Origin of the sequence: Pseudomonas sp. (assembly GCF_030683065.1) — a bacterium.
Lineage (GTDB): Bacteria > Pseudomonadota > Gammaproteobacteria > Pseudomonadales > Pseudomonadaceae > Aquipseudomonas.
Genome location: NZ_JAUXMX010000025.1, coordinates 24733 through 50000, shown reverse-complemented (window position 1 = coordinate 50000; position 25268 = coordinate 24733). Strand labels below are relative to the sequence as shown.

Genomic DNA, 25268 nt, shown 5'->3' with positions numbered 1-25268 from the left:
ATCCGACGTCGTCAATCGCCGGCATGCCGATCCTCGAGGCCTACAAGGCCAAGACCGTGATCGTCAACAAGCGCTCGATGGCCAGCGGCTACGCCGGCCTGGACAACGAACTGTTCTACCTGGACAAAACCATGATGGTCTTCGGCGACGCCAAGAAGGTCATCGAGGACATGGTCAAGGCCGTCGACTAACCGCTGCTGAGTATGAAAAACCCGGCCAATACGTGCCGGGTTTTTTGCTTCTGGAACTTCGCCGGTCTGACCTGAGGTTGCTCTGCAGGGGCTCTCACCGCTACAGATTGACGCCGTCAGGTGGCAAAACTGAATAAAAAGCTGAGTTACAGATCAGCGATTTTGGCCAATCAATTTGCAACTGTACCTATAGGCAATCACTGCTTTATAGGTTTATAGCGAGATAAAGAACTGCTTTTCCTTATAGCGCGCGGTAATTCACTTATAGCCGGTACAGTTAGTACCAAAAACGGCAAAACAGTTACTAAGCACACTATCTAATAGCCAAGCAATTTAACCCAGCTGTGACTATTGCACCGGTTGCGAGTAGCGGAACATGAGCGTCAGGCAAAACACTCTCTAGTCCCGCCACAAGCGGAAGGATGTCACCATGGAACGTACCCTCAGTTCCGATATGCTGTTTCAAGACCACTCATCCAGCGCCCGTAACGTATCGTCGTTAGGCCTGATTGCCGTACTTTTGTTGTGGCAGCGCCGCATCGTCAGCCGTCGCCAGTTGGCACGCCTGGATGCCCGTCTGCTGGCTGATGCCGGTATCAGCGAGGCCCAGCGCCACGCCGAGTTGGGCAAGCCGTTCTGGCGCTAAGCCTGGCGGCGCAAGCCGCGTTGAACGCTCTGACAAGCCCGCCCACGCCCAGCGTTGGCGGGCTTTGTCGTTCTGCGTCGGAGTGAACAGCACAGCGTGCCGTGCTCACCTACGTAACAGTTTCACAAAATCAGCAACTGACCCAGTACACTTTTACCCTGCTGTGACTGCCAGACTGGGCGGTGTCGCGCGACGATGTATGCCCATACCGCCACGCCCGTCCAGTACGGGAAGGATCATTGTCATGGAGCGCATTCTCAGCGATATCCCCACGCCATGCAGCAGCCCGTTCGACCGCCTGCGCGGTATTGTCAGGCGCTGGCAGCTTAATATCCGCACCCGCCGCCACCTGGCCAGGCTTGATCCACGCCTGCTGGCGGACGCCGGTATTAGCCCCAGTGAACGCCTGGCTGAGTTGGGGAAACCGTTCTGGCGTTAAAGCGGTCGGTGTGTTTGCCGGCCTCTGGGCTAGGTTTCTGACTGTGTTAGGTTTCTGACTATTATTGTGTGGCCGATTGTCCCGCTGTTGAACGTTGCCCCAGGAGTTTGAGAATGATCGCTTTGCGTGTACTTGGTTTTTCCGCTGTGTTGTTGCTGGCCAGCGGTGCCTCGGCGTCCAGTTTCGTCGCCACCACCGATACCCTGGGTGGTGCAGTAATGGGTACCTCGGACGCCACTTCCGATGCCACTTCTTCGTTGCGTGACAGCAAGCTCGTGCTTGCTGCACGCGGCGACGCTGCCAGTTTCATCGCCAGCCAGGGTGCCATCCGCGGTGTACGACTGGAGGCAGCACTGCAGCACATCCGCCAGCAAACCCCTGGTCTGGTTGCCGATGACGAGGAGCTGGCGCAAGCGATTCTAAGTTACTGAAGCAGCAACAGGCGGGCACCCAGCTAACTAGCTGCACTGCATCGGGGCTGATGCAGTAGGCTTGCCGTGCCTGGCCTGCTTCGCCATGCGCAGGAACTGTCTGTGCGAATAGCCATCCAACCCCCTCAATATCTGATTTCATGGAGATCGTCATGCATCGTTCGTTGCTCGCCGCTGTTGCGCTGGTTGCCCTGTTTGCGGGTAGTGTCCAGGCGCAGACTCTGGTTGCTACCAGCAACATCATCGTTCGTGCGCTGGATCGCACCTTCGACTTCACCTCGGATACCACCACCTCGATCCGTGACTCGAAAATCGTCCTCGCCGCCCGTGATGATGCTGCCAGCTTCGTCGCCAGTCAGGGTGTGATCCGGGGTGTGCAGCTGGAAGCAGCACTGGGCACCATTCGCAGCCGTGTGTCTGAGGCTGAGCATGCGTCCGATCAGGTGTTGGCTGAAGCCATTCTCGCCAGGTGAGCCGCGCCCGTGCCTGGCTACTGGCCTTTGCCCTGCTGACCAGCGTCGCCAGCCATGCCGAGCTGCGCCTGGTGTTGGATAGCGATGCCCTCGACAGCAGTGAGCGGCAAGCCAGCCAGGCCCTGCTGGACGAAGCCTTCAGTGCCCTCCCGCCCAGTTTCAAGCAGCGCCTGGATCGCCACGTCAACGTGCGCTGGCGAGCCATGCCGGCCGAGGTATATGGCCGCGCTGGACGCTTCAGCGGCATCGAACTGAACAGCCAGCTGCTGCCGTCCCTCAGCGATGGCAGTGCCGCCACAACCCAGACCCAGCGCCCGCATGGCAACGTGCGCCGTGAGTTGCTGGCCACTGTGCTGCACGAACTGACCCACCTCTATGACCGTGCGCAGCTCTGGCCAGATGACGAACAACACCTGCTGCAGCGCTGCCGGCAGCGCTTTGCCAGCCTCGGTGCGGTCGGCTTGCCTGATGCTTGCCGTGGTCAAACCGCAAGACGCTTCACCCTCAGCGACAACCCGAGCCTGCTCGACCTGGCCGGCTGGCCACAACAGGTCGGTCGCCGTGGCGCCCGTGAGCAGGCCAACGGTCAGGTCGCGCGCAGCCCGGATGCCTATGAACTGAGCAATCCACTCGAGTTCGTCGCGGTGAACATCGAGTACTTCCTCCTCGACCCCAGTTATGCCTGTCGCCGGCCCTCGCTGGCACGCCACTTGAGCGAGCATTTTGCCGGCTGGACACCGGCTCACCAGCAGCCCTGCGCCGACGGTTACGCTTACCTCAACGCCGGCCGCGATTTCGCCCGCCAGCCGCTGGCCACGCTCGACCCCGCGCGGGTCTATCAGGTCGACTACCTGCTCGCCGAAGCCAACCAGGAATGGGCCAGCCGTTGGGGCCACAGCATGCTGCGCCTGGTGATCTGTGCCCCCGGCCGACCGCGCGGGCCGGATTGTCGGCTGGACCTGGACGAACACCTGGTGCTGTCCTACCGCGCTTTCGTCGGCGACCTGCAGCTGTCCAGCTGGGGTGGCCTGACAGGTGCTTATCCATCACGACTGTTCGTCCTGCCGCTGGCGCAGGTGATCGAGGAATACACCAAGGTCGAACTGCGCAGCCTGGCCTCGGTGCCGCTGATGCTCGAGCGCGAGCAGCTGGAACAATTGGTCAGCCGTGCCGTCGAGCAACACTGGAGCTACGACGGTGACTACTACTTCATCTCCAACAACTGCGCAGTGGAAACCCTCAAGCTACTCCGCAGCGGCAGCCAGCACCCGCGCCTGCAGGCGCTCGACAGTATTTTGCCCAACGGCCTGCTCGACACCCTGGTGGCGCGCGACCTGGCCGATCGCAGCGTGCTTGATGACCCGCGTGAGGCCCTGCGCCTGGGCTATCGCTTCGACTCCTTTCGTGACCGTTATCAAGCCATGTTCACGGTGCTGCAGCAGCGCCTGCCAATCGAGCAGCAGTCTGTCGAAGACTGGCTGGCACAGACCTCCGCAGCCCGTCGGCCGTGGTTTGCTAAAGCCGATCTGCGCGCCAGCGCCGCGCTGCTGCTGCTCGAACAAGCGGCGTTACGCCGGCAACTGCTGCTCGCCCAGGACGAACTCAAGCGCCGTTATCTGACGGGCCGCGCGGCCAAGGATCCGAACCTGAACAAGGCCGGCGGCGCGCTGGAGCAGATTCTCGCCAACAGTGGTTTTCTCAGCCGCCCGGCAGAGCTGCTCGAGGGCGGCTACGGCCTGCCGCAACGCGGCGAGTGGCAACGCCTGGAGGCCGAGAGCCGCAACCGCCAGCTGCAACTGCGTCAGCTCAGCGACGATCTCGACCATGAAGTGCGCAACCTGCTGGAGCCGGCGCGCCTGGCGGAGCTGGAGGCCAACGAAGCCAACCTGGTGCAGCTTGGCGAGCACCTGCGCGCGCTGCACAAGGCCAGCGGCGGGCTGCGACTGCCTTGAGCTGACCGCAAAGCCGGCCTGTAGGGTGCGCCGTGCGCACCAACGTATTGTGGTCGGGCGCACCCTACCTGGGACGGTCGGAGTCGGCAATGAACTCCTGCTGCTCCTGCGGCAAGTGCCCATCCAGTTGCAGCCAGGTGGTGGGTATGCCGCCGGTGGTGCGTCGGCAGATCGAGCAGTGACAATGGGCGATGTCGCGCAATGCTGCGCGGAATTGATAACGCAAGGCGCCGCACTGGCAGCCACCGTAGTGGATCTCGCTCATAAGCGTTACTCCGCATGCACTGGCGATACTTTTATAGCGCCCTTGCGTCGTTGTAGCGCGCTCGCCAAGATGACCAGCTGGTTTGCTGGCGGGGGTTGCCGTGCTGGAATTATTGCTGGCCTTGTGGCCATTGTTCGCCTTGATCGTCGCCGGCTTTTACCTACGCCGCTGGGACTTCCCCAACGAAGCCTTCTGGCCCGGCGCCGAGCGACTGAATTACTTCATCCTGTTTCCTGCTCTGCTGTTCAGCAGCCTGGCCAACGCACCGCTGGACAATCCTGCGCTGCCGCGTCTGGCCCTGGCGGTATTGCTCGGCCTGGGAAGTGCCTGGCTGGGGTTGCTCGTGCTGCGGCGCTTGCGCGGCTGGCCCGCCGGGCGCTTTGGGGCGTTCACCCAGGGCGCGTTGCGCTTCAACACCTACCTGGGGCTGGCCGCAGTGGGCAGCCTGTATGGCCAGGAGGGCCTGGCGCTGGCCGCCTTGATGCTGGCCTTGATGGTGCCGACGGTCAACGTGCTGTCGGTCTGGTCGCTGACGGCTGAGCGCGGCGTCAGCGCGCGCAGCCTGCTGCTGCCAATTCTCAAAAACCCGCTGATCCTCGCCTGCCTCGGCGGCGCCCTGGTCAACCTCAGCGGGCTTGGCCTGCCCGGCGGCAGCGAGCGTCTGCTCGGCCTGCTCGCTGCTGCCAGCCTGCCGCTTGGGCTGCTCTGCGTTGGCGCGGCCCTGAAGCCCGAACAGCTCGGCGGCGAGATTCCCGCCTTGGCCTGGAACAGTAGCCTGCGTCTATTGGTCATGCCGTTACTGGCCTGGGCCGTGGCCTACGGCCTGCACTTGCCGCCGATGGAAAGCAGCGTACTGGTGCTGTTCTTCGCCCTGCCGACGGCCCCGACTGCCTACGTACTGACCCGCCAACTGGGCGGCGACAGCCACCTGATGGCCGGGATCATAACCCTGCAGACGCTGCTGGCAGCCGCCAGTCTGCCGGCCATATTGCGTCTGCTCGGGCCTTGATCCGGCGGTTGGCATGTGCGGGCAGTTGTTGAGCAGACGCCCGAGCAGTCCGTATTTGGCTGGAAATGTGGCGCTTGTAAATTGACGAAGATTGCTTTTTGCCACTACTCCCAATAGGCTACCGGTAATCGCTGTTACAATTTTAAGCGCGGCTAGTTCAAGGAATGGAATGTATGCACGGAGCACTGCTGCGCACTGGCAAAAGCGATGAATTTATTGCGATGGGTGAGACGGGCCAGCCTGTTTACAAGGCTGCGCTGCAAATCATTGCGGCATTGACCCGTAAAAATCCCCTTATTGCCAAATTCCTTGCCGTGCCGAAAAGCAACGAGCAAGGCAGTGTGATTGACTGGTACAGCCCGGTTCAGGGTGATGTCATCCCGTGGTCGGCGGCCACCGAAGGCGAGCGCGACGATGCCCGCGCCAAGCTGAATGCCTTCAAGGCCAGCATTGCTGAAATGAGCCAGTCGCTGATCCTCTCCGGCGACAAAAGCAAGCAAAGCGATCTGGTGATTTTTGGCAAACTACTCGGCCTGGCTCCGTTCAGTCCAGACGACGCCTACGTCTATATCGTCAAAACCGAACGCCTTGATGCTCAAGGGGTAAGCGAGCTCTACGATCAACCGGTGCTTAGTTTCTGGGGCTTCATCCTCAGCGAAGACGACCGTCAGCGTGAGCCCCTGTTCTTTCTGGCCCCGCGTCCGGCAGCTGTTATCAGTGGCGGCGCCGAGCACCCTGGTGCGGCGCCGCTGCTCAGCCCACCCCCCGCAGCCGACGTTATTCAAGTCAGTAAACCCTGGTGGCGGCGCTTCTGGTGGCTTTGGCCATTACTGATGCTGTTGTTGTTGCTTTTATTGCTCAGCCTTCTGCGCGGCTGCATGCCGGATGTGAAGGTGCCGGGGTTTGACTTGCCTGGTTTGAGTGCGCCTGATCTGGTCATGCCTGATGTGCGTGTGCCCGGTGTTGGCCTCGGTGGTGCGCCCGTCTTGAACGGCGCTGTACCGGCTGCCCCATCAGGCAGTGGGCTACCCGACCTGCCGCGTGAGGATGCAGCGCCTGCCGGCGATACGCCTCAGCCACCCGAAGAACAACCCCAGACACCGCCGGAGCCAGCGGCAGAGCCTGCGCCGCCAGGCGAAACACCCCAGCCACCAACCCTGGACGAGGACGCCTCTGGCGAACCCGCGCAGCCGCCTGCGTTGAGCATCCCGCCAGACGCGGATGAGGGGCCGGCAGACTTTCTCGATGGTCAGTACCGCGCCGGTGCGGGTATTCAGGATCGCCGCACAGGTAAGCCACTGCGTCTGGAATATGACTTCAAGGATGGCCAGGGCAATGTCACGGTCAGCCGCCCGGATGGCGTGTCATGTACCGGGGCGGTAGGTGCCGCCATGGTCGATGGCAGCCTGGCCATCAATAGCCAGGGGTTGGCGGGTTGCACCGACGGCAGCAATTACGACATGCCCCAAGTGCAGTGCAAGCCTGGCGCACAAAGCATCGCCGACTGTACGGGCAGTTACGGTAACGAACAATTCCCCATGTCAATGCGGAAAGTAGGCGAATAAGGCCCCCCATCTCATGCTGCCAGAACTCACGCAATTCGAAGAAACCGTCACCCTGGTTAACGATAGCGGTATCCAGTTTATGGATTTCGCCCTGACCCTTGATCTACGCAAGGAGCCGTCGGGGCTGTTTGCCAAGATGGGCAACGCATTGATCGCGCGCCTGCTGCAGAACAAGGAAACCGGCGAATATTTTCACCTGGGGCCGATCAGCACCGAAGGCAAAAGCGGTGAAAGCCTGGACAAGGCGCAGCAGCAGGAGCGCCTGATCAGTGAAACCGATGAGGACCTTCGTGTCAGCATGCAGAGCAGCCTTGAGCTGCTTAACGGCCTATGGCTGCCTGTGCCGTTCTTCCGGTTTATGCACCCTGAGCGCTATGACGAAGGCCCGAGTAACTGGGCGCGGATGCGCATGGTGCAGCTCGATGAGCCGGATATAGACGGCCACACCCATCGCCTCACCGTGGCGTTTGATACCCGCGTAATGCGTGTCAGCAATGGCATGCAGTACCTGGCGCCGACCCGCGAAGATGTCAATGCCGGTGCGTTGTTTCGCCTGGCCTGCAATGCCAAGCAGACCCGCTGGTTCATGGACCACAAGTGGGTGCAGGAGTGGCTCAAGGAAATCTACCTTGAGGCCAACAAGCACCGCACCGAGGAAAGCAATAACGAAGACATTGCCGAGCAGAAGCACATTGCGCATTACCTGAATCTGCTCAGCCTGCTGGCCAAACCGATACCGGAGCAGCGCAGCAGCGAGCCGGCCAAGGTCGATATTCCACAAATCAAGCTAGGTGCCAACGGCGTCGATTCGATTGATCCGCCCATCACGGTTGACCTGGTTCTCGATGTTGGCAACTCGCGCACCTGCGGCATCCTGATCGAAAATCACGGCCAGGCGGGCGATGGCATGAGCGCCAATTACGCCCTGCAGCTGCGCGACCTGAGCCGCCCCGAGCAGGTCTACAGCCACCCATTTGAAAGCCGGATCGAATTCACCCAGGCGACGTTCGGCAAAGAAAATTTCTCTGGCCAGAGCGGTCGTCATGATGCGTTCCAGTGGCCGACCATTGCCCGTGTCGGCAGTGAGGCGGCGCGCCTTGCCGGCCAGCGTCGCGGCACTGAAGGGTCGACCGGGTTGTCCAGTCCGAAGCGTTATTTGTGGGATGAAGAGGGTTACACCCATGGCTGGCGATTCAACTGCTCGCACCTGAAAACCAGCCAGGAGCCCAAGGCGACAGCGGCCCCCTTTTCACACAAGATCACCAAGCTGGGGCAGGCGTTTTACAAGCTGAAAAACGAAGATGACCGTTTGCCTGCGTTTTCGCCGCAGTACTCGCGCAGCTCGCTGATGACCTTCATGCTCGCCGAGGTGCTGACCCAGGCGTTGTCGCAGATCAACAGCCCAGCCCAGCGTACGCGTCAGGGCCACACGGACCGCCCGCGGCAATTGTCGAGCATCACCCTGACCGTGCCGCCAGGCATGACGCAGGCTGAGCGCAGCATTCTCAACGACCGCATGCTGCAAGCCATTGCGTTGGTTTGGAAGTGCATGGGCTGGCATGAGGGTGACCTGGACCCGAGCAAGTCGAACAAGAGCAACAGCGGGGTTCCGCTGCCGCGTATCCCGTTGCCCAAGATCAAGGTGGAGTGGGACGAAGCTTCCTGCGGCCAATTGGTCTACCTGTATACCGAGGTGCGGGAAAATTTCGCGGGTCACCCCGAGGAGTTTTTTGACAGCTTGGCCCGTCCTGACAAGAAGGATCGCGAGCGCATCACGCTGGCCAGTATCGACATCGGCGGTGGCACGACGGATTTGGTCATTACTGACTACCGGATTGAGCGAGGCACGGAAAACAGCGCTGGCAGCAACGTATCGATTATCCCCGAGCAGCGCTTTCGCGACAGCTTCAAGGTCGCCGGTGACGACATTTTGCTGGACATCATTCAGCGCTTTGTCCTGCCGAGCTTTACCCGTGCCTTGCGCGGCGTGGGAGTGAAGGCCCCCGATTCGCTGTTGTCCAAACTCAGCGGCAAGGAGACCGTCACCGCCCAAGAGGCCGTGCTGCGCCAGCAACTCAACCTGCAGGTCTTTACCCCGCTTGGGCTGGCGTTACTCAAGGCCTACGAGCAGTACAACCCCGAGCAACCGAGCGACATCAGCACCCATACCTATGCCGAGCTGCTGGGCGCTGACGCCGTCAGCGAGGGTGTACGCAATTACGTGGCCAGCGCCGTGCGCCGGGCCGACGGCGGCAGCGCGGATTTCAACCTGCAGCAGGTGGAAATCCAGCTTGATCTGAGTGCTATCCATGGCGCATTTCTCAACGATCAGATCAACCTGACGAAGATTCTCGATGCCCTCTGCGAGGTGATCTTCCAGTACCCCTGCGACGCCCTGTTATTGACTGGCCGACCTTCGCGTTTGGCGGGTGTGCAGGCGCATATCCGCAAGAACCTGCCGTTGCCCCCGGGGCGCATCATCCCGATGCAGGGCTACCGCACGGGTGGCTGGTATCCGTTCCACAAGAACGGTCAGATCGATGACCCGAAAAGCACCGCCGCCGTTGGCGCGATGCTGTGTCTGCTCAGCGAGCAGCGCAATATCTCCAATTTCTACTTCGGGGTCAGCCGGCTCAAACCCTACTCGACCATGCGCCATATCGGCACGCTCGACACCAATAACCTGATCACTGACAGCGATGTGCTGTACCGCGATGTCACCACCGATAACGGCCGCCTGGTACTCCACGACGATGCTATCGATGGGCCGCAGTTGCCCGTCCAGGGCCGTTTACGTCTTGGTTACCGACAGCTTTGCGCAGAGCGCTGGGTGGCTTCGCCGCTGTACCTGATCCAGCTCACCGACAAAGGTAAAGCCAAGCTCAGCGGCAAAAAGACCTCGGACGGGCTCAACCCCTACCTGTTGTTGCGCTTCAAGGTCAAAGCCGCAGATGCCGAGCGCAGCGATGCCGAGATCATCAGTGACCTGCTGGAAATCGACGACAACATCGAATCCAACATCGAAGGCGGAGACACCTTCGATCCGAAAAAAGATGTGAAGCTCCAGCTCTACACCATGTCCAGCGCTGACGATGGTGCTTCCGACTACTGGCTCGACAGCGGGAACGTGAATCCGAAATGAGCAATCACACCTCTGAACAACGCGAACTGATTAACGCCTGGCAGGCGGTCTATGACGGTGCTGGCAAAGCATTGCAGTGGGTCGAGGGCGTGCGTGGCAATGCCAAGCGCCTGGATGCCGAAGCCGACAGTTTCAATTTCGAATTGCACCGCACGCGCAACCTGGCCAAAAGCCTTGGCCGGGCCTCGGGCACGCCAATGTGCATCGGCTTTTTCGGGTTGTCCCAGGCGGGCAAGAGTTACCTGATTTCGGCCTTGGCGGCTGACAGCGCAGGCAATCTGGAAACCGATTTCGGCAATCAACGGCTGGAGTTCATCAAGCACGTCAATCCGGTCGGTGGTGGTAAGGAGGCCACCGGCCTGGTTACTCGCTTCAGTCGGCGTGCCCAGCCCAGCCCGGATGCTGCTTATCCGGTTGAGTTGCGCCTGTTCCAGGAAATTGAACTGGCCAAGATCCTGGCCAATATCTGGTTTGGCGACTTCGATCAGGAACGTGTCGATTACGCCCTCAGCAGCGAGCGTATCCAGGCATTGTTGCACCGCTTTGATGGACGCGAGTCGGGGCGGCCGGTACCGGGTGTCAACAGTGATGACGTGGTCGCACTGTGCGATTACCTGGCGATTATTTCGTTGAAGGCGGATGAAAAGCTCAAGCCGGTGTATTGGCCACGGGTGCTCAAGGTCGCGCCTTATCTCAGCGTGGCAGAGCGCGCCGAGCTGTTCTCGGTGCTGTGGGGTGAAGAACCCACGCTGACACAAACCTATGTGCGTCTGGCGCAGGCGTTACACGCGCTGGGCCTGCCGAGCACCGTCTTTGCCCCGCTCAGTGCCCTGGTACGCAGCGACGGCGAGCGCTTCGTGCAAAGCAACAGCATCATGAACGTCGATATCCTCAGTCGTCTGGGCAGTAGCGCCCAAGACAGCAGCCTGGAAGTGCGGCCATTGGTTGCCGGCGAACTCAAAGCGCCGGTGTTGCTGCCCAGCGCGCAACTGGCGGCGCTGACCACCGAACTGATATTCCGCCTGGTCAACGAGCCGGGTAATCCGATCGTCAATGATGTCGATCTGCTCGACTTCCCCGGCTATCGCTCGCGCAGCAAGCTGGCGAAGATTTCCGAGGCCGAAGAAGTTGCCAGTGATGGCAGCATCATTGATCCGATCGGCAAGTTGTTGCTGCGTGGCAAGGTTGCCTATCTGTTCGAGCGCTACACCGATGAGCAGGAAATGAACGCGTTGGTAGTCTGCACCAGCTCCTTCAAACAAAGTGAAGTGGTCAGCGTGGCGCCGGTGCTTGAGCGCTGGATCAACAAGACCCAAGGCGAGGAAGCCGAAGAGCGTCAGGGTCATGCCAGCGGCCTGATCTGGGCGCTGACCATGTGCGATGGCTGGATTAGCAGCGCATTGAACATGCGAGACCCCGCGCTCTTCCCCGAGTCCTGCGACAACATGCTCAAGCTGACCATCGTCGAGCGATTTGGCAGCCAGAAGTGGATGAAGCAGTGGGGCAATGCGCCCTTCAATAACACCTACCTGGTGCGCAAGCCGCGCCTGGACACCTCCTTTATCACGCTCAGTGCAGCGGGTCAGGAAGAGTCCTTCACGGCAACGACCAAGCCGATGCTCGAACAACTGGGGGAAACCTTCAGCAAGAGTGAGCTGGTCAACCGCCATGTTGCCCACCCGGCGCAAGCCTGGAAGGCCATGCTTGAGCTGAATGACGGCGGTATCAGCCGTTTTAGTGACAGCTTTACGGCACTGGCGTGCCTGGAATTCAAGCTGCGCCGTATCGCCGATCAGTTGCACGGTCGGCCGAAGGAGGTGCAGGGTTACCTCAACAGTTACTTCCAGCTGGATGGCGAGGGGGCGTTGGCCATCAAGCAGGCTCAGGCCAATAAAATTGTGCGCCCGCTGGTCAAGCGCATGAAAGAGCTCGGCGAGCTACTGCACTACATGGCGCTGCCGGACGAGCATCTGCGTGACCTCTACCTCAGTGGTGCCTTTGAATCCGCCGTGCAGAGTGGCCAGGCGGCCCAGGCCGACAGCCACGATGAAGACGACGGCTTCGATATCTTCTCAGGCAGTGTCGCCAAGCCGGCAGCCGTGGCTGCACCCGAGCAGCAAAGCCATGAACATCGTTTCGCCAAGGCGGCGTTCCAGGCCTGGGTTGGCCACCTGCGTGAGCTGGGCGACCGCCAGGGCTTGCTCAAGTTGCTGGGTTTGCCGCGCGATGTGATCGATGCGCTGGTTGATGAGTTGGTCACCACGGCTTACCGCCTGGGCTTGCCCGAGCAGCTGAGCCAGGCATTGCTCAAGCGCGCGCAAAGCGGCGTGCGCCGAGACAACCTGGTGCAGCGGCAAGTGCTCACCACGCAATTGGTGCTCAACGACTTCGTCGCCTGGTTCGGTCACATGTACCAGCCACCGGAAAAGCGCCCCAAGGGGTTGCTCGGCAACAAGGACGCCTTGTTTGCCTTCTACCGTGACGTCATCACCCAACAATTGCCGCAACTGCCAGCGCAGGCCACGGACCAAACCGCCGTGTTTGCCAACGACTGGATTTCCGGTGTGGCCCTGCATACCCAGGCCAATGCCGGGCACAGCGAAGGTCGCGACATTACCCCAGAGCAAAACGCCGCGCTGGGTCAGGTCATCCGGGTTTTTCAAGCGAGATAAGTCATGTCCATCAATGCCAAGTTACTTGCCCTGGAACCCTCCTTGCCTGGGCGCGCCATCCTTAATGTGCGCGGCTGGGAGGAGCAGACCGAGCAGCTGGAGTTTGCTATTCAGCGCAATCAGGACAGCCATTATCTTCAGCACGGCCAGGCGTGGAGCAGCAACCCGTGCTGGTTCCGGGTGGATACGTTCGCTCCCGGCGCCGATGACGAATCTATGAGCACCGCAGTCGGTGGCGAGATCGTCGACCCATTGTTGCTGTGTTCCGCCAACGAGATTTTCAATTTCAAGTTACGCACCCAGGACGGCCGCAGTGAAGATGAAAACCCCATGCGTTTGGCCCCAGGGCTGATCTCCTCGCTCGCCGGTGACGGCGATTATGCGCCGAGCACGGCATCGACCAAACTCACGCCCGTTGCACCGCCTGCCGAACCAGACGCCGTGGCGCTGCCGGAATTTGAGCTAGTATTTGACCTGCCGAGCACGGCGGATGACAACCTGGCGGCCAGCGTCCTGGCGGCCAGCGATCTGGCGGCCAGCGAACCCGAACCACAGGCAATAACTACGCCGCCGGTCAAGCGTAGCCCCTTGCTGTGGGTGCTGGCGTTGCTTGGCTTGCTGGTGGCTGTGGCTCTCGGCCTGTGGTTCTTGCTCAAGCCGGCAGCCGAATTGCCCGCTGCCGAAGCGCCGCTCAGCGTGCCGGCAACAGTCAGTGCCGAGCCGTTGGCTGCTGCGCCCTGTGCAGTGGAAAACATGGGCACTCAGGCCGAGTTGCAGTTCGTCCAGGGTTGCGTGAAAGCAGCCCCCGACAGTGATCAATTGCTCAGCGTGATCAACAGCGCCAAGGCCGGCCAACATTGCGGCATCGCCCAGCGCCTGTATGCCAATCGCTCCCAGGCCGGCGACACCAAGGTGGCGCTGGCCTACGCCCATGAATATGACCCTAAGTACCATCAGGCCAGCGCCTGCTTCGCCGAGCCGGACAACGCCACGGCAGCCTACTGGTACGAAACCATTCTCAGTGTCGAGCCTGACAATCTCGAAGCACAACAACGTCTCGAGGAGCTGCAGCCGTGAGCATGCGTCGTCACTCTTGGTCAGTCGCCGCGGCGTTGGCATTGTGCATTAGCCCCCTGCTGCAAGCTGCAGACAAACCCTTGCTGCAAGATGGCAAGCAGACCCTGTTCCAGCGGGTGCTAACCACGCCCAACTGCCAACTGGTCAGCGCTGCTGGTGCAGCAGGTGGTGTTACACAACCGGCATTCAGTCGTTTTTATGTGTACGAGCGAGCCGAGGCCGGCAGTTCAGAATGGCTCAGGGTTGGTCCTGACAGCTACGGTAAAAGCATCGGCTGGTTGGCCGCGAGCTGTACCGTCGACTGGAAAATGCAACTGACCCTGGCCTTCACCAACCCGGCAAACCGCGACCGCCTGCTGTTTTTCAAAGAACGTACGACCCTGGAAAGTATTCTCGACGCGCCAGACCCGGTCAGTCAGGTTGCTCCGCTGCGGGCCAAGCTCAAGCAAGGCGTCCAGGCCCCTGGGGTACTGGCTCAGGAGCCAGAGTTCTTTGTCGATATGCACAAGCAGTTTTACCTGCTGCCGGTGCTCAGTGGTGAAGAGGTGATGACCGAAGAAGGCTTTCGCGCGCGAATCCTCAATGTCGCCTCGGTCAGCAAGGCGGACGCGGCGGCTTCGACCGCTGCAGCCGGCGCGGGCAGCAGTGCCGTGCAGTCTGCCAGTCAGTTGAAAGAGTTCAGCGCCGCGGTGGTGTTTGTCATCGACTCGACCATTTCCATGGACCCCTATATCGAGCGCACCCGCGAGGCCATTCGCAAGGTGTATGCACAAATCGAGGTGGAAAACCTCGGTAAACAGGTCAAGTTCGGCCTGGTGGCTTTCCGCTCCAGCACCAAGGCGGTGGCGGGCCTCGATTACGTCAGCAAGATGTATGCAGACCCGAATACGGTGAAAGACGGTGCCGACTTTCTCGACAAGGTTGCCGACCTCCAGCAAGCCAAGGTTTCCAGCAGCAGCTTCGATGAGGATGCCTATGCCGGGGTGATGCATGCGATTGACCAGGTCGACTGGAGCCAGTTCGGCGCGCGCTATGTGGTGCTGATTACCGACGCGGGTGCAATTGACGGTGACAGTTCGCTGTCGCATACCGGTCTTGGCGCCGAGCAGGTAAGAATCGAGGCGAGCAACCCGGGGGTGGCGATCTACACCTTGCACCTGAAGACCGCGGCAGGGCTTAAAAACCATGCTACGGCCGAGGCGCAGTATCAGGCGCTGTCGACGTATCCCGGGACCAACACCTCGCTCTACTATCCGGTAAATGCGGGCGATCTCGACGCCTACGGCCGCAAAGTGGATGCCTTGGCCAGCGCCATCACCACGCAGGTCAAGTCTGCTTACATGGGCGATGATGCGATTGGCAGTGCGCTCAATGCCAAGCAGGACCCAGCCGAGCAGAAAATGCTCGATGATGCCGCGCTCATTGGTCATGCCATGCAGCTGGCCTACCTTGGGCAAAAGACCGGCAGCCAGGCACCTCCGGTTTTTCAGGCATGGATCAGCGACCGTGACCTGATCAAGCAGAATCTGCCGACCACCGACGTGCGGGTATTGTTGACCAAGTCGCAATTGAGCGACCTCAGCGATGTACTCAAACAGATCCTCGATGCCGCCAACGAAGGTTTGATCTCGCCCAGCGAGATGTTCCAGCGCTTGCGCTCGGTGGCCGCCACCATGGGCGCTGACCCGAACCAGTTGAAGCAGAGCGATAACACGCGGCTCGCTGAGCTGGGCGTCCTGGGTGAGTACCTGGAAGACCTGCCGTATCAGAGCGAAGTGCTCAACCTGGATGAAGAAACCTGGAAAAGCTGGGATGGCCTGTCTCAGGAAAAATTCATTCGTACCCTGAGCACCAAGCTGCGCCACTACCAGCGCTACAACGCCGACGTTGACCGTTGGGTGGCGTTGGCCAAGGACAGCGATGCTCGCGATAACGTCTATCCCGTGCCCCTTGAGATGATGCCTTAGCGATGCTCGATATTCAGGGGTTGATGGTGGCGCGTGGCAGTGGGGCGCAGCGTCACTGTGTGCGGTTGCCCAACCTGCAACTGGGCCGTGGTGAAATCCGCGCGGTCACCGGTGAAAGCGGCTGTGGCAAGAGCACTCTGCTTGAAGCGATCGGGCTGCTGCTGGCGCCACAAGAGCTGACGCATTACCAGCTCGGCCGTGAGCGCCTGGACATTCGCCGGCTGCTCGACGCCAATGATCAGGCGGCCCTGGCGGCTGTGCGTTCCCGCCATTTGGGGTTCGTGCTGCAAAGCGGTGGCTTGCTGCCGTTTCTCAGCGTGCGCGACAACATCAGCTTGCCGCGGCGTATGTTGGGCCTGCCCAGTCGCAGCGCGCAGGTTGCGAAAGCCGTGCAGGTGCTGCGCCTGGAACCATTGCTAGGCAAGTTGCCCCAGGCGTTGTCGATCGGCGAACGCCAGCGGGTGGCCTGTGTGCGAGCGCTTGCCCACGAGCCGCAAGTATTGCTGGCCGACGAACCAACGGCGGCACTCGATCCGCATAGCGCACGGCGTCTGTTTGAGCTGCTGCTGGACCTGGTCGCACAGCTGGGCTTGAGTGCACTAGTGGTGTCCCATGATTGGTCGCTGGTGCAGGAATTCGGTCTGACCCGCATCGGCGCGGTCAGTCGTCAGGGAGAGACACTCTTTGCCGCAATCGATTAGACACCTGGCGCTGCTCGCTAAACTGGCATTCGACGACCTTGTGCATGACCGCAAGGTTTCCTTGTGCATTGCCGCGTCGCTGGTTGCGGTGATCGCACCGTTGTTGCTGTTGTTTGGCCTCAAGCATGGCGTGGTCAGCCAATTGCAGGACGAGCTGCTGCGTGACCCGCGTAACCTCGAAATCAAGCTGCTGAGCAGTGGCAATTATGATGACGCCTGGCTCACGCGCCTGCAGCAGTTGCCTGAAACCGGCTTTGCCATCGGCCAGCCACGCTCGCTGAATACCCAGGCTGACCTGCTTGGCGAGCAGCGCCGCTTTATGGAAGGCGTGGAGATCATTCCAACCCAGCAAGGCGATCCGTTGTTGGACACGGCGCACAGCGCCGTGCAGGCCAATCAGGTGATTCTCAGTGCCCGTGTGGCCGAGCGTCTGGCGCTCAAGCCCGGGGACAGCGTGCGCTTGCGCGTGTTGCGCCGACTCGATGGTGCCAACGAGCGCGGCGAGCAGGTCCTGCAGGTCCTGGCCGTCCTCGACCCCGCCCGGTTTGGGCGGGCGGCGGCCTTCGTGGCACCGCAGTTACTGCTTGGCCTGGAGCATTTTCGCGATGGTTATCAGGTGCCCGCCCTCAATGTGAGCAGCGGCAAAGCGCTCGCCGGTCTGGCGCCACGCTATGCGCGCGCACGGCTGTATGCGCGCGATGTCGACAGCGTTGCGCCACTGGAGCGCTGGCTGAATGCCCAGCACATCGAAACCGCGACGCGGTTGGCCGATATCGAAAGCGTCAAGGCGATCAACCATGTTCTCGGGGTGATTTTTGGCGTGATCGCGCTGGTCGCGTTAACCGGTTGCATCGCGTCACTGGTGGGCGCCTTTCTCGCCAATATCGACCGCAAGCGGCGCAGTCTGGCGCTGTTGCGGCTGCTCGGATTTAGCAGCGCGGCGGTGGTCGGCTACCTGATGCTGCAGGCCGTGCTGCTCAGTCTCGCCGGCTATATCGGCGGGCTGGCGCTGTACTGGGGGGCCAGTGACCTGTTCAACCAGCTGCTTGGCAGCAGCCAGAGCACGGGCACCTTTGTTTGTCATATCACCGTCTGGCACGGCCTTGTGGCCTTGATGCTAGCCCTCGTGGTCGCTGCGTTGGTCGCCCTTGTCGGGGCCATGCAGGCCATCAGTATTCAACCCGCGGAGAGCCTGCGTGAACTCTAAACACTGGTGTCATGTTCTATTGCTGCCGCTTGGTCTTTGTCTGGTCAGCGCAGCCAATGCGGCGGGCTGGGAGCAGAAGCATTTCAATCCGTTACCCGAGGCGAGCGATGTTGTGCTGCCGATGCCTTGTGACGGCTCGATGGTGTTTCGCAAGGTTTACATTCCTCTTGCCGGCCCGCTCGACGACTACCCCGTCAGCATCGGTCAGGACAATGCCGAGTGGGGCTATGTTGAGCAGACGCGCCCGGCGTTTATCGCGGGCAGTTTTACCGGGGCACAGTCGGAAAATTCCCGCTATTACCTGATGGCCAAGTATGAAATGAGCCAACTGCAATACCGCGCGCTGATGGACGAGAGCTGCCCGACAGCCTCGAACAAACTGCGCCTGCCGGTGGTCTCGATCAGTTGGCTGGAGGCCCTGCAGGCGGCAGACCAATACAACCTGTGGCTACGCAAGAATGCGCCGGCCTCCTTACCCAAAGAGGATGGCGCCCTCGGTTTTGTCCGCCTGCCGACTGAAGTGGAGTGGGAGTTCGCGGCCCGTGGCGGACTGGAAGTTGGCACTGCCGAGTTCCGTGACGGCCGCTATCCGATGCCCGAAGGCCTGAACAACCACGAGTGGTTCGCCGGTTCACAATCGGCCAATGGCCAGCTGCAGCTTGGCGGTTTGCTCAAGCCCAACCCGCTTGGCCTGCACGACATGCTCGGCAATGCCGATGAAATGATGTTTGAGCCGTTTCGGCTGAACAAACTCGATCGTCAGCATGGTCAAGCCGGTGGCTATGTCGTGCGCGGGGGCAACTACCTGACCGCACAAGCCGAACTGCGCACGGCGTTGCGCAAGGAAGAGCCGTATTACACAGCCCAGGGGCAGGTAAAAAACAAGACGTCAGGGCTGCGTCTGGCGCTGGTCTCGCAAACCCTGACCTCACGTGAGCGGGTCGCCAGTATCGAGAAGAGTTGGCAGAAGCTGGGCAGTGGCGATCAGGCCGCCGACCAACCGCAGAGCAAGGGCGCGGTGCAGGCGCTCGAAGCATTGGCCTCGGGGGTTGAGGATCAGGCGCTCAAGGATCAGCTCAAAACCCTGGAAAACCAGTTGCGGGCGAGTAACCAGCAGCAGGAAGAAACCCGTGATCAGGCGATTCGAGCCAGCCTCAACCTGGGTGCTTTCCTGTGCACGAAACTGTTCGACGATGGCAAATACCTGGATTTTCTGCAGCACAACTACAGCCTCAACTGCGAAAGCAGTGAGCAAGATGCAAGCTGCGACATGCGCAAGGGCAAGCTGGATGAGCAGAAGGATCGCCTGCACAAACTCAGCCGTTACTACGCCAGCAGTCTGGTCGAGTCAGCCACGCTGTATGGCCAGCCTTTACTCAGCGCGCAGGTGCCGGTGATGGAAGAAATCATCAGCCGCAACAAACAATTGCAAGAGCTCAAACCCTATCTGCGTACGCACTGGGCCAACCAGCAGGTCTTTCTTCAAAAGCACAAGATCGACACCGCAGCATGGTTGGCCAGTTGCAAAGCCGTATCCCAATAAACCCCAGAAAACGCAACATCCAGGAGCAACATCATGAAACTGAGCCAGTGGTCTTTTTCCAGGGTAGTTCTCAGCTTTGTCATGACAGGGAGCATTCTGCTGACTGGCTGTGCCAGCACCGGCAGTTCGATGATCGGCGGTTCGCCAGCCGCTGACCCACGGTTGACCCAGGGTAACGGCGCGAAGTTTTTCAGCACCTCGGGCTTTCAGGCATGTGCTGCGGCAGCCGGAGCCGGTGTACTGGCCTGCGCGCTATCCAACTCGAGCAATAAGGCCCAGTGCGCGGTAATTGCCGGTATCGCGGCATGCGGGGTGGCGATGGGCGCCAATTATTATTTCGACCAACGCCGCAGCGAGTATTCCGATACGACCGAGCGTCTGCAGTTGATGAGTAGCGATATCCAGGCCGATACCGACAAGGTGGCCAGCCGAACCGCGACGTTGCAGCAAGTGATTCGTGACGACGAGGAGCGCATTGCCCAGATCCAGAAGTCGATCAAGACCCAGCAACTCGACGCAGCCAAGGCGCAGAAAGAAATCGCCGAAATCGACAGCAACATCGCGCAGATGCGCAAAGACCTCGCCGGCATGCGCAACAAGGTTACCGAGTATGAGAAAACCGCAGTGCTGGAGCGTCAGAACGGTGCAGGCGACGAGGTTGCCAGCATTGAAACGGAAATCAGCAAAATGAACACCAAGGTGGTTGCCTTGCAGCAAGAAGTCGATGGCCTATACAGCCAGCGCTCTGCGATCACGCTGGGTTGAGGGGACAGACATGACACTACGACTGTTAACTCTCGGCCTCAGCTTATCGGTGCTTGCAGGGTGCGCCACCACACCAGGTAGTTGCGATTCGAGCGATCACAATTCCAGCCTGATAACCAAGATGAACTGCGACTATTCAGGCGGCTACAGCGAGCAGGTTCGCCAGCGCGAGCAGGGCTTAAGCGACGCCCGCGCTGAAAACGAGCTATTCCATCGGGTCTACCAGGAAATAGCCGCGCAGCAGGCCACCACGCAGCAGAGCCTGCTCGGCCAAGAGCAGCAGCGCGAGGCGTTGGAGCGTTCGCTGGGGATGTTGTTAAACCAGCTTAAAAGTCGGCACGCCAACAAGAGCCAGGTGCAGGAGCAAATTGCCGGCCTGGAGCAGCAACTTAACGGGCCGGCCGGTGCTGGGCAAACGGCTGATGCCGAAGCGCGCAAGCAAGAGCTAAAGGCGCTGCAGCAGAAGGTCAGCCGTTTGCAGCTGAGCCTTGGTTACGAGTAATGCACCCTCGGTGGCCGTCTTGAGCGGCCACCACTTTTTCAGGAATTTTGTTCATGCAGCGCGTTGCACACGACTCAGCGACCTATCCTCAGGACGTGCTTGCTGCGCTCGACGCCAAGGTCGAATTGGTGCGCAAGCACTTCCCGCCCAGTGTTGCCAATCTATTTGCCAAGCCGCGCCCCGGCAGCGATGGCGCCTTGCAGTGGTGGTCTGAACTGGGCGGTCAGCCGACGCCCTATACGCAGCTGGACGAGCAGCAGCAGAGCCGATTGCTGCAAATCTACCAGCAGCGTCAGGACGCGTTGGGGCATTTGGCTAATGCGCTGCAGGGCCGTGGCGATGCGGCGCCGGCGAGTGCCTTGCGGAGCCTGATCGGGCCGCCGGACCTGCACAACCTATACAGCCTCAATGGTGATCCAGTCGTGGTGCGTTGGGGGTTGCCGGCATTGCCGCCGCCTGCCGTCGCGCCGAGCTCGGCCCCGGCGCCTGCACGCCACGGGCGGCGTTGGCTGTGGTTGGCCCTGCTGCCATTGTTGCTGATCGGCTTGCTCTGGCTGCTGTGGTTTTGGCGCGGCTACCTGCTGCACGTATTCAACCCGCAGCCGCTTGTCAGCTATGCCTGCCAGAAGGACCCCTCTGTAGCGCCGGATTTCGTTGTGGTGCTGGATACCTCAGGCTCGATGAACATCAATATCGCTGCGTCACAGGCTGATGAGCAATGGTTTTTTCAGGAAGGCCAGCACTATGACGCCCGTCATCCGCGCAAGGCCATGCTGTTATCCGAACCGACACGTCTGGCTGTGGCCAAGAATGCCTTTGGCGGCATGATTGGCAGCCTGCATCCCGACATCGATATGCGCCTCATCACGTTTGCAGGCTGTGACCGCCAGGTTGATCAAGGCGTGTTCGCCCATGCCGAGCGCCAGCAACTGCTGGCGGGTCTGCAAAACATCACCGCAAATGAAGGTACGCCCCTGGCGGCCAGTCTGGAAAAGGCGGCAAGTCTTGTCGATGGTCGTCGCCGCGATGCCGTGGTGGTCATGTTCATCGATGGCGAAGATGGCTGCGAGCGCGACGTGTGCGCCGTGTCTCGTCGAATTGCCCGCGAACAGCCGCGGCTGCGGGTCAATGTGGTGAATATCGGCGAGAGCACCTTGTCCAACTGTATTGCCGAAAACACCGGCGGCCGAGTGTACTCGGCAAGCAGTGAGCAAGAGGTCTCACGTATTTTGTTGCAGGCCAGCGAGGAAGTATCCAGCGCGGCGCAATGCCAGTAAGCCGCGCAGTTTGGCCACTCTGATAGTGACGCACAGCGGCACACGCGCACAGGGTGAAGAGGGTGAAAATCCTGCGTAGCCGAACAGGTGAGTGACCTATTCGTGTTGCACGCAGGAACCCAGATTAGCGTTGGGCCGATCCAGGGCGTCGCTCACTCCGCGGCATCTGACGGGCAAAAGAGCAGACGTGTAAGGCGTTAAAAATATTGGACTGCTCTGCTCGTATTTATTTAGATAAATACTATTAATATCAGCAATATAGAGTAATTTCTGCCTGTGGTCAGCGTCTGGTTTTGCCAGATTACCACTCGAAAAGTGCACCATTCGTTTGACATATTTTACGGCTTTGGCAGACTGAGCCGGTGTTTCGACAGTCAGAACGCGCCTAGAACAGGCCAAAAAGCTCTGCCCTGCAGTCTGCGCGGGCGCCCGTCGACACCGGCAACACACAGGAGGCAGCGCCGCAGCCATGCGGCCCTTCCTGCACAGCAACGGCAGGCTGTCCCTGCCCCAAGGTGATTTATGTCCAACATTAGCGGCACTGTATCCAACGCCAAACGCAAGCCCGTGGTCCTCATGTCCATGGGCGCCCAGGAACGCAAAGGGCATGCCTATCAGGTGATGACCCACAAGTACATCGCTCCCCTCGTTGAGATTTCCGGCTGCGTACCGCTGCTGGCCCCGACCTGCTGCGGCACCGATGACCTCGAGCAATACCTCGACATGGTCGATGGCGTTTACCTCACCGGCGCTGGCAGCAACATCGACCCGGCGCTCTACAACCAGGAAAACCTGACCCCAGACAAGGCCCAGGATCGCGACCGCGACCTGTTCGATCTGCCGCTGATCCGTGCCGCAGTCGCACGCGGTCTGCCGATCTTCGGCATCTGCCGGGGTATGCAGGAAATCAACGTGGCCCTGGGTGGCGACATCCACCAGAAACTCTATGCCGTAGGCGACTTCGACGACCACCGCGAAGACTCTACCGATCCGGTGGATGTGCAGTACGGCGAAAGCCACAGCGTGCGCCTGGTAGCCGGCAGCTGGCTGGCCGATGTGCTGCAGAAGGATGAAATCACCATCAACTCGCTGCATGGCCAGGGTATCGCCACCCTGGGCGAAGGCCTTGAAGCACTGGCCTACGCCGAAGACGGCCTGATCGAAGCGATCCATGCCCCCGGATTGGCGCAGTTCACCTTGGCGGTGCAGTGGCATCCGGAGTGGCAGGCCAGTGCCAACCCCGACTCGGTGAAAATCTTCCAGGCCTTCGGCGAAGCCTGTCGTCAGCGCATGGCTACTGCTGACCAGCAGTAGCGCACAACGCCTTGCGGCCGCGCGTCTGCGCTCGGCCGGGCACTGACCTGAAAAATCGCCATGCATGCCGGCATGCAATGGCTATCGTTGCGCTCAACCCTTCCGCCATCCAGGCTAGAACAGCGCCAGTTGATCCTGACCGGTCTCAGGCCTCGCTACAGGTTTGGGTAGGCTGGTCGGCTCGACCGCCAGGCGTTCGGCCAGGCCAGCTGCACGTTCGGCGCGGGTGGTCACCGCCTCGCTCAGGCGCGCCGGCAGGCCCCAGATTTCTACCTTGTGTTTGGCCCGGGTGATGCCGGTGTAGAACAGGCTGCGACTGAGCAATGGGCTGGGTTGCTCGGGCAAGACCAGCAGTACCTCGCTGAATTCCGAGCCTTGGCTCTTGTGTACGGTCATGGCGAAGGCGCTGTCGTGGCTGGGCAGGCGCGCCGGAGCAAAGGGGCGGTAGCCGTCTTCGTTTTCGCCCTCTCCCTCAAAGAACACCCGCAAGCCGTATTCGCTGTGCAAGCAGATGCCGATGTCGCCGTTGAACAGACCGAGGGCGTAGTCGTTTTGCCGCACCATCACCGGCCGGCCGACGTACCAGCGTTCGCGGCTGGCGACCTGGCCGCGCCTTTTCACCCGTGCTTCCAGTGCTTCGTTGATCCCGGCCACGCCCCAGGCGCCTTCGCGTTGGGCGCAGAGCGCGCGGAAGCCGTTGAAGGCGGCAAAGGCGGCCTGCGGATCGCCTGTTTTTGCCGCGGCGAGAAAGGGCGCGTAGCCCCGGTCCAGGCGTTCCAGCAGATCGGCGGGGGTCGGCTGGGCGTTCCAGGCCAGATCGCTGCGCTGCTCTTTGAGTAACCCCAGGGTGCCGCTGGCGTCGCCAGCGTTGATCCGTCGCGCTAGCTCGCCGATGCCGCTGTCGCCGGCAAAGCGGTGGCTGTGAGTGAGCAACACCACGGCATCGCCCAGGCGTGAAGTTGGTTGGGCGACGGGCACTTGCTGGCCGGTGATGCGTTGCAGGTCGGCGGCGGCCTGGGCGTCGAAGCCGCGGCCTTCGCAGAGTTCGGCGAATACCGCGCCGGCTTCCACCGCGCACAGCTGGTCCTTGTCGCCGAGCAGGATCAGTCGGGCGCTGGGCGGCAAGGCGTCGATCAACTTGGCCATCAGCGCCAGGTCGACCATCGAGGCTTCGTCAACCACCAGTACGTCCAGCGCCAGGGGATTGCTCGCGTTATGGCGCACCTGCGGGCTGTCGCCGCGGCTGCCGAGCAGACGGTGCAGGGTGCGCGCCTGGTCCGGCAGCGCTGCCTTGATCGCCTCGTCGACCGGCAGGCTGGCCTTGGCGTTGCGGATCGCCTCGGCCATCCGCGCCGCCGCCTTGCCGGTGGGCGCGGCCAGGCCGATGGCCAACGGAGCGCCGGCGGATTGTTCGAGCAGCGCCGCGAGCAAGCGCACCACGGTGGTGGTCTTGCCGGTGCCGGGGCCGCCGGAAATCACCGCCAGCCTGCGCCTTACCGCCTGCGCGGCAGCCAGGCGCTGCCAGTCCGGCTGCTGGGCGTTGAAGGCGAACAGGCGAGTCAGGCTTTCGCTCAGCTGGGTCTCGTCGACCTCGGGCAGATCGGCGGCGCGCAACAACAACTGTTCGGCCAATTGGCGTTCGTAGGCCTGGTAGCGCGCCAGATAGAGGCGACCATGCTCAAGGATCAACGGGGCGAAGTCGCCGTCGCCGCCGACCAGGGACGAGGCTTCAAGTCGCGCCTGCCACTCGGCCAGTGGCGGCAGGCAGAAGGCGTGCTCGGGCCAGGGCCGCTGCCCGGCACGCCGCGCCAGTGGTAGGCAGACGTCGCCGTTATCCAGCGCCGCACAGAGCAGTGCCGCCGAGGCCAGCACCAGCGGTTCGGCGGCCGGATCGAGACGCCGCAGGCTGTCGACCAGCGCGCGTTCCAGCGGGCCGAGAGGCAAGTCGGAAAGGTTCATGCAATACCCCCGTAGGGTGCCGCGGAGCCGCCTAGGCCGTGCGCACCACGTGCAATAACCATGGTGCGCACGGCGCACCCTACGGATAGCGCGTGGGCGGCCGTAGATTGGTAGGTTGGGTTGAGCGCAGCGATACCCAACAAGTGGTAGACCTGCGCATTGATGGGCATC

The 25268-nt window shown here is 61.2% G+C and carries 20 protein-coding genes and 1 pseudogene; 19 read left to right on the top strand and 2 right to left on the bottom strand.

Features of this window, described 5'->3' with window-relative positions; all coding sequences use genetic code 11:
- From Q8K09_RS05995 to Q8K09_RS05970, 6 genes are all read left to right on the top strand, one after another.
- A partial coding sequence (locus Q8K09_RS05995; protein ID WP_305254063.1) for an NAD(P)(+) transhydrogenase (Re/Si-specific) subunit beta occupies positions 1-191 on the top strand: 191 nt, incomplete at its 5' end.
- Positions 192-621: 430 nt separating this feature from the next.
- The gene (locus Q8K09_RS05990; protein WP_305254062.1) at positions 622-837 is read left to right on the top strand and encodes a DUF1127 domain-containing protein; all 216 of its coding nucleotides are present in this window, start codon (positions 622-624) and stop codon (positions 835-837) included.
- 244 nt (positions 838-1081) lie between these two features.
- Positions 1082-1276, top strand: coding sequence for a DUF1127 domain-containing protein (locus tag Q8K09_RS05985; protein WP_305254061.1), 195 nt, complete (start codon positions 1082-1084; stop codon positions 1274-1276).
- Positions 1277-1389: 113 nt separating this feature from the next.
- The gene (locus tag Q8K09_RS05980) at positions 1390-1707 is read left to right on the top strand and encodes a DUF2388 domain-containing protein (RefSeq protein ID WP_305254060.1); all 318 of its coding nucleotides are present in this window, start codon (positions 1390-1392) and stop codon (positions 1705-1707) included.
- Between the two features lie 152 nt (positions 1708-1859).
- The gene (locus Q8K09_RS05975) at positions 1860-2180 is read left to right on the top strand and encodes a DUF2388 domain-containing protein (RefSeq protein ID WP_305254059.1); all 321 of its coding nucleotides are present in this window, start codon (positions 1860-1862) and stop codon (positions 2178-2180) included.
- Positions 2177-4132 carry a DUF4105 domain-containing protein gene (locus tag Q8K09_RS05970; protein WP_305254058.1) on the top strand — a complete coding sequence of 652 codons (1956 nt, stop codon included), beginning with the start codon at positions 2177-2179 and terminating at the stop codon, positions 4130-4132. Before Q8K09_RS05975 ends, Q8K09_RS05970 begins: the two co-directional genes overlap by 4 nt.
- A 130-nt stretch (positions 4133-4262) precedes the next feature.
- Here the strand turns inward: Q8K09_RS05970 and Q8K09_RS05965 are convergent.
- Positions 4263-4397, bottom strand: a pseudogene (locus Q8K09_RS05965) (GFA family protein); the annotation flags it as partial.
- Positions 4398-4479: 82 nt separating this feature from the next.
- Between Q8K09_RS05965 and Q8K09_RS05960 the strand changes: the two are divergent.
- From Q8K09_RS05960 to Q8K09_RS05900, 13 genes are all read left to right on the top strand, one after another.
- A complete protein-coding gene (locus tag Q8K09_RS05960; protein WP_305254057.1) occupies positions 4480-5406 on the top strand; it encodes an AEC family transporter in 927 nt (308 codons plus the stop codon).
- A 173-nt stretch (positions 5407-5579) separates the two neighbouring features.
- Positions 5580-6971 (top strand): SrfA family protein, encoded by a 1392-nt coding sequence (locus tag Q8K09_RS05955; RefSeq protein WP_305254056.1) that lies wholly within the window; start codon positions 5580-5582, stop codon positions 6969-6971.
- Positions 6972-6984: 13 nt separating this feature from the next.
- Positions 6985-10113 (top strand): virulence factor SrfB, encoded by a 3129-nt coding sequence (locus tag Q8K09_RS05950; RefSeq protein WP_305254055.1) that lies wholly within the window; start codon positions 6985-6987, stop codon positions 10111-10113.
- Positions 10110-12785 (top strand): putative virulence factor, encoded by a 2676-nt coding sequence (locus Q8K09_RS05945; RefSeq protein WP_305254054.1) that lies wholly within the window; start codon positions 10110-10112, stop codon positions 12783-12785. The genes Q8K09_RS05950 and Q8K09_RS05945 overlap by 4 nt, the downstream gene beginning before the upstream one ends.
- A gap of 3 nt (positions 12786-12788) precedes the next feature.
- Positions 12789-13862: a hypothetical protein gene (locus Q8K09_RS05940; RefSeq protein ID WP_305254053.1), complete on the top strand. Its 1074-nt coding sequence runs from the start codon at positions 12789-12791 to the stop codon at positions 13860-13862.
- A 2-nt stretch (positions 13863-13864) separates the two neighbouring features.
- Complete coding sequence (locus Q8K09_RS05935; protein ID WP_305254067.1) at positions 13865-15829, top strand: vWA domain-containing protein; 1965 nt, start codon at positions 13865-13867, stop codon at positions 15827-15829.
- 2 nt (positions 15830-15831) lie between these two features.
- Positions 15832-16530 carry an ABC transporter ATP-binding protein gene (locus Q8K09_RS05930; protein ID WP_305254052.1) on the top strand — a complete coding sequence of 233 codons (699 nt, stop codon included), beginning with the start codon at positions 15832-15834 and terminating at the stop codon, positions 16528-16530.
- A complete protein-coding gene (locus Q8K09_RS05925) occupies positions 16514-17737 on the top strand; it encodes an FtsX-like permease family protein (protein WP_305254051.1) in 1224 nt (407 codons plus the stop codon). Before Q8K09_RS05930 ends, Q8K09_RS05925 begins: the two co-directional genes overlap by 17 nt.
- A complete protein-coding gene (locus Q8K09_RS05920; protein ID WP_305254050.1) occupies positions 17727-19280 on the top strand; it encodes an SUMF1/EgtB/PvdO family nonheme iron enzyme in 1554 nt (517 codons plus the stop codon). Before Q8K09_RS05925 ends, Q8K09_RS05920 begins: the two co-directional genes overlap by 11 nt.
- A 33-nt stretch (positions 19281-19313) precedes the next feature.
- Positions 19314-20045: a hypothetical protein gene (locus Q8K09_RS05915; protein WP_305254049.1), complete on the top strand. Its 732-nt coding sequence runs from the start codon at positions 19314-19316 to the stop codon at positions 20043-20045.
- A 10-nt stretch (positions 20046-20055) separates the two neighbouring features.
- Entirely contained in the window at positions 20056-20547 is a 492-nt protein-coding gene (locus Q8K09_RS05910) for a hypothetical protein (RefSeq protein WP_305254047.1), read from the top strand.
- A gap of 53 nt (positions 20548-20600) precedes the next feature.
- Complete coding sequence (locus Q8K09_RS05905) at positions 20601-21824, top strand: VWA domain-containing protein (protein ID WP_305254046.1); 1224 nt, start codon at positions 20601-20603, stop codon at positions 21822-21824.
- Positions 21825-22346: 522 nt separating this feature from the next.
- The gene (locus tag Q8K09_RS05900) at positions 22347-23138 is read left to right on the top strand and encodes a gamma-glutamyl-gamma-aminobutyrate hydrolase family protein (RefSeq protein ID WP_305254045.1); all 792 of its coding nucleotides are present in this window, start codon (positions 22347-22349) and stop codon (positions 23136-23138) included.
- 114 nt (positions 23139-23252) lie between these two features.
- Here the strand turns inward: Q8K09_RS05900 and recD are convergent, their stop codons facing one another.
- The gene (gene recD / locus Q8K09_RS05895) at positions 23253-25097 is read right to left on the bottom strand and encodes an exodeoxyribonuclease V subunit alpha (protein ID WP_305254044.1); all 1845 of its coding nucleotides are present in this window, start codon (positions 25095-25097) and stop codon (positions 23253-23255) included.
- Between the last annotated feature and the right edge of the window lie 171 nt (positions 25098-25268).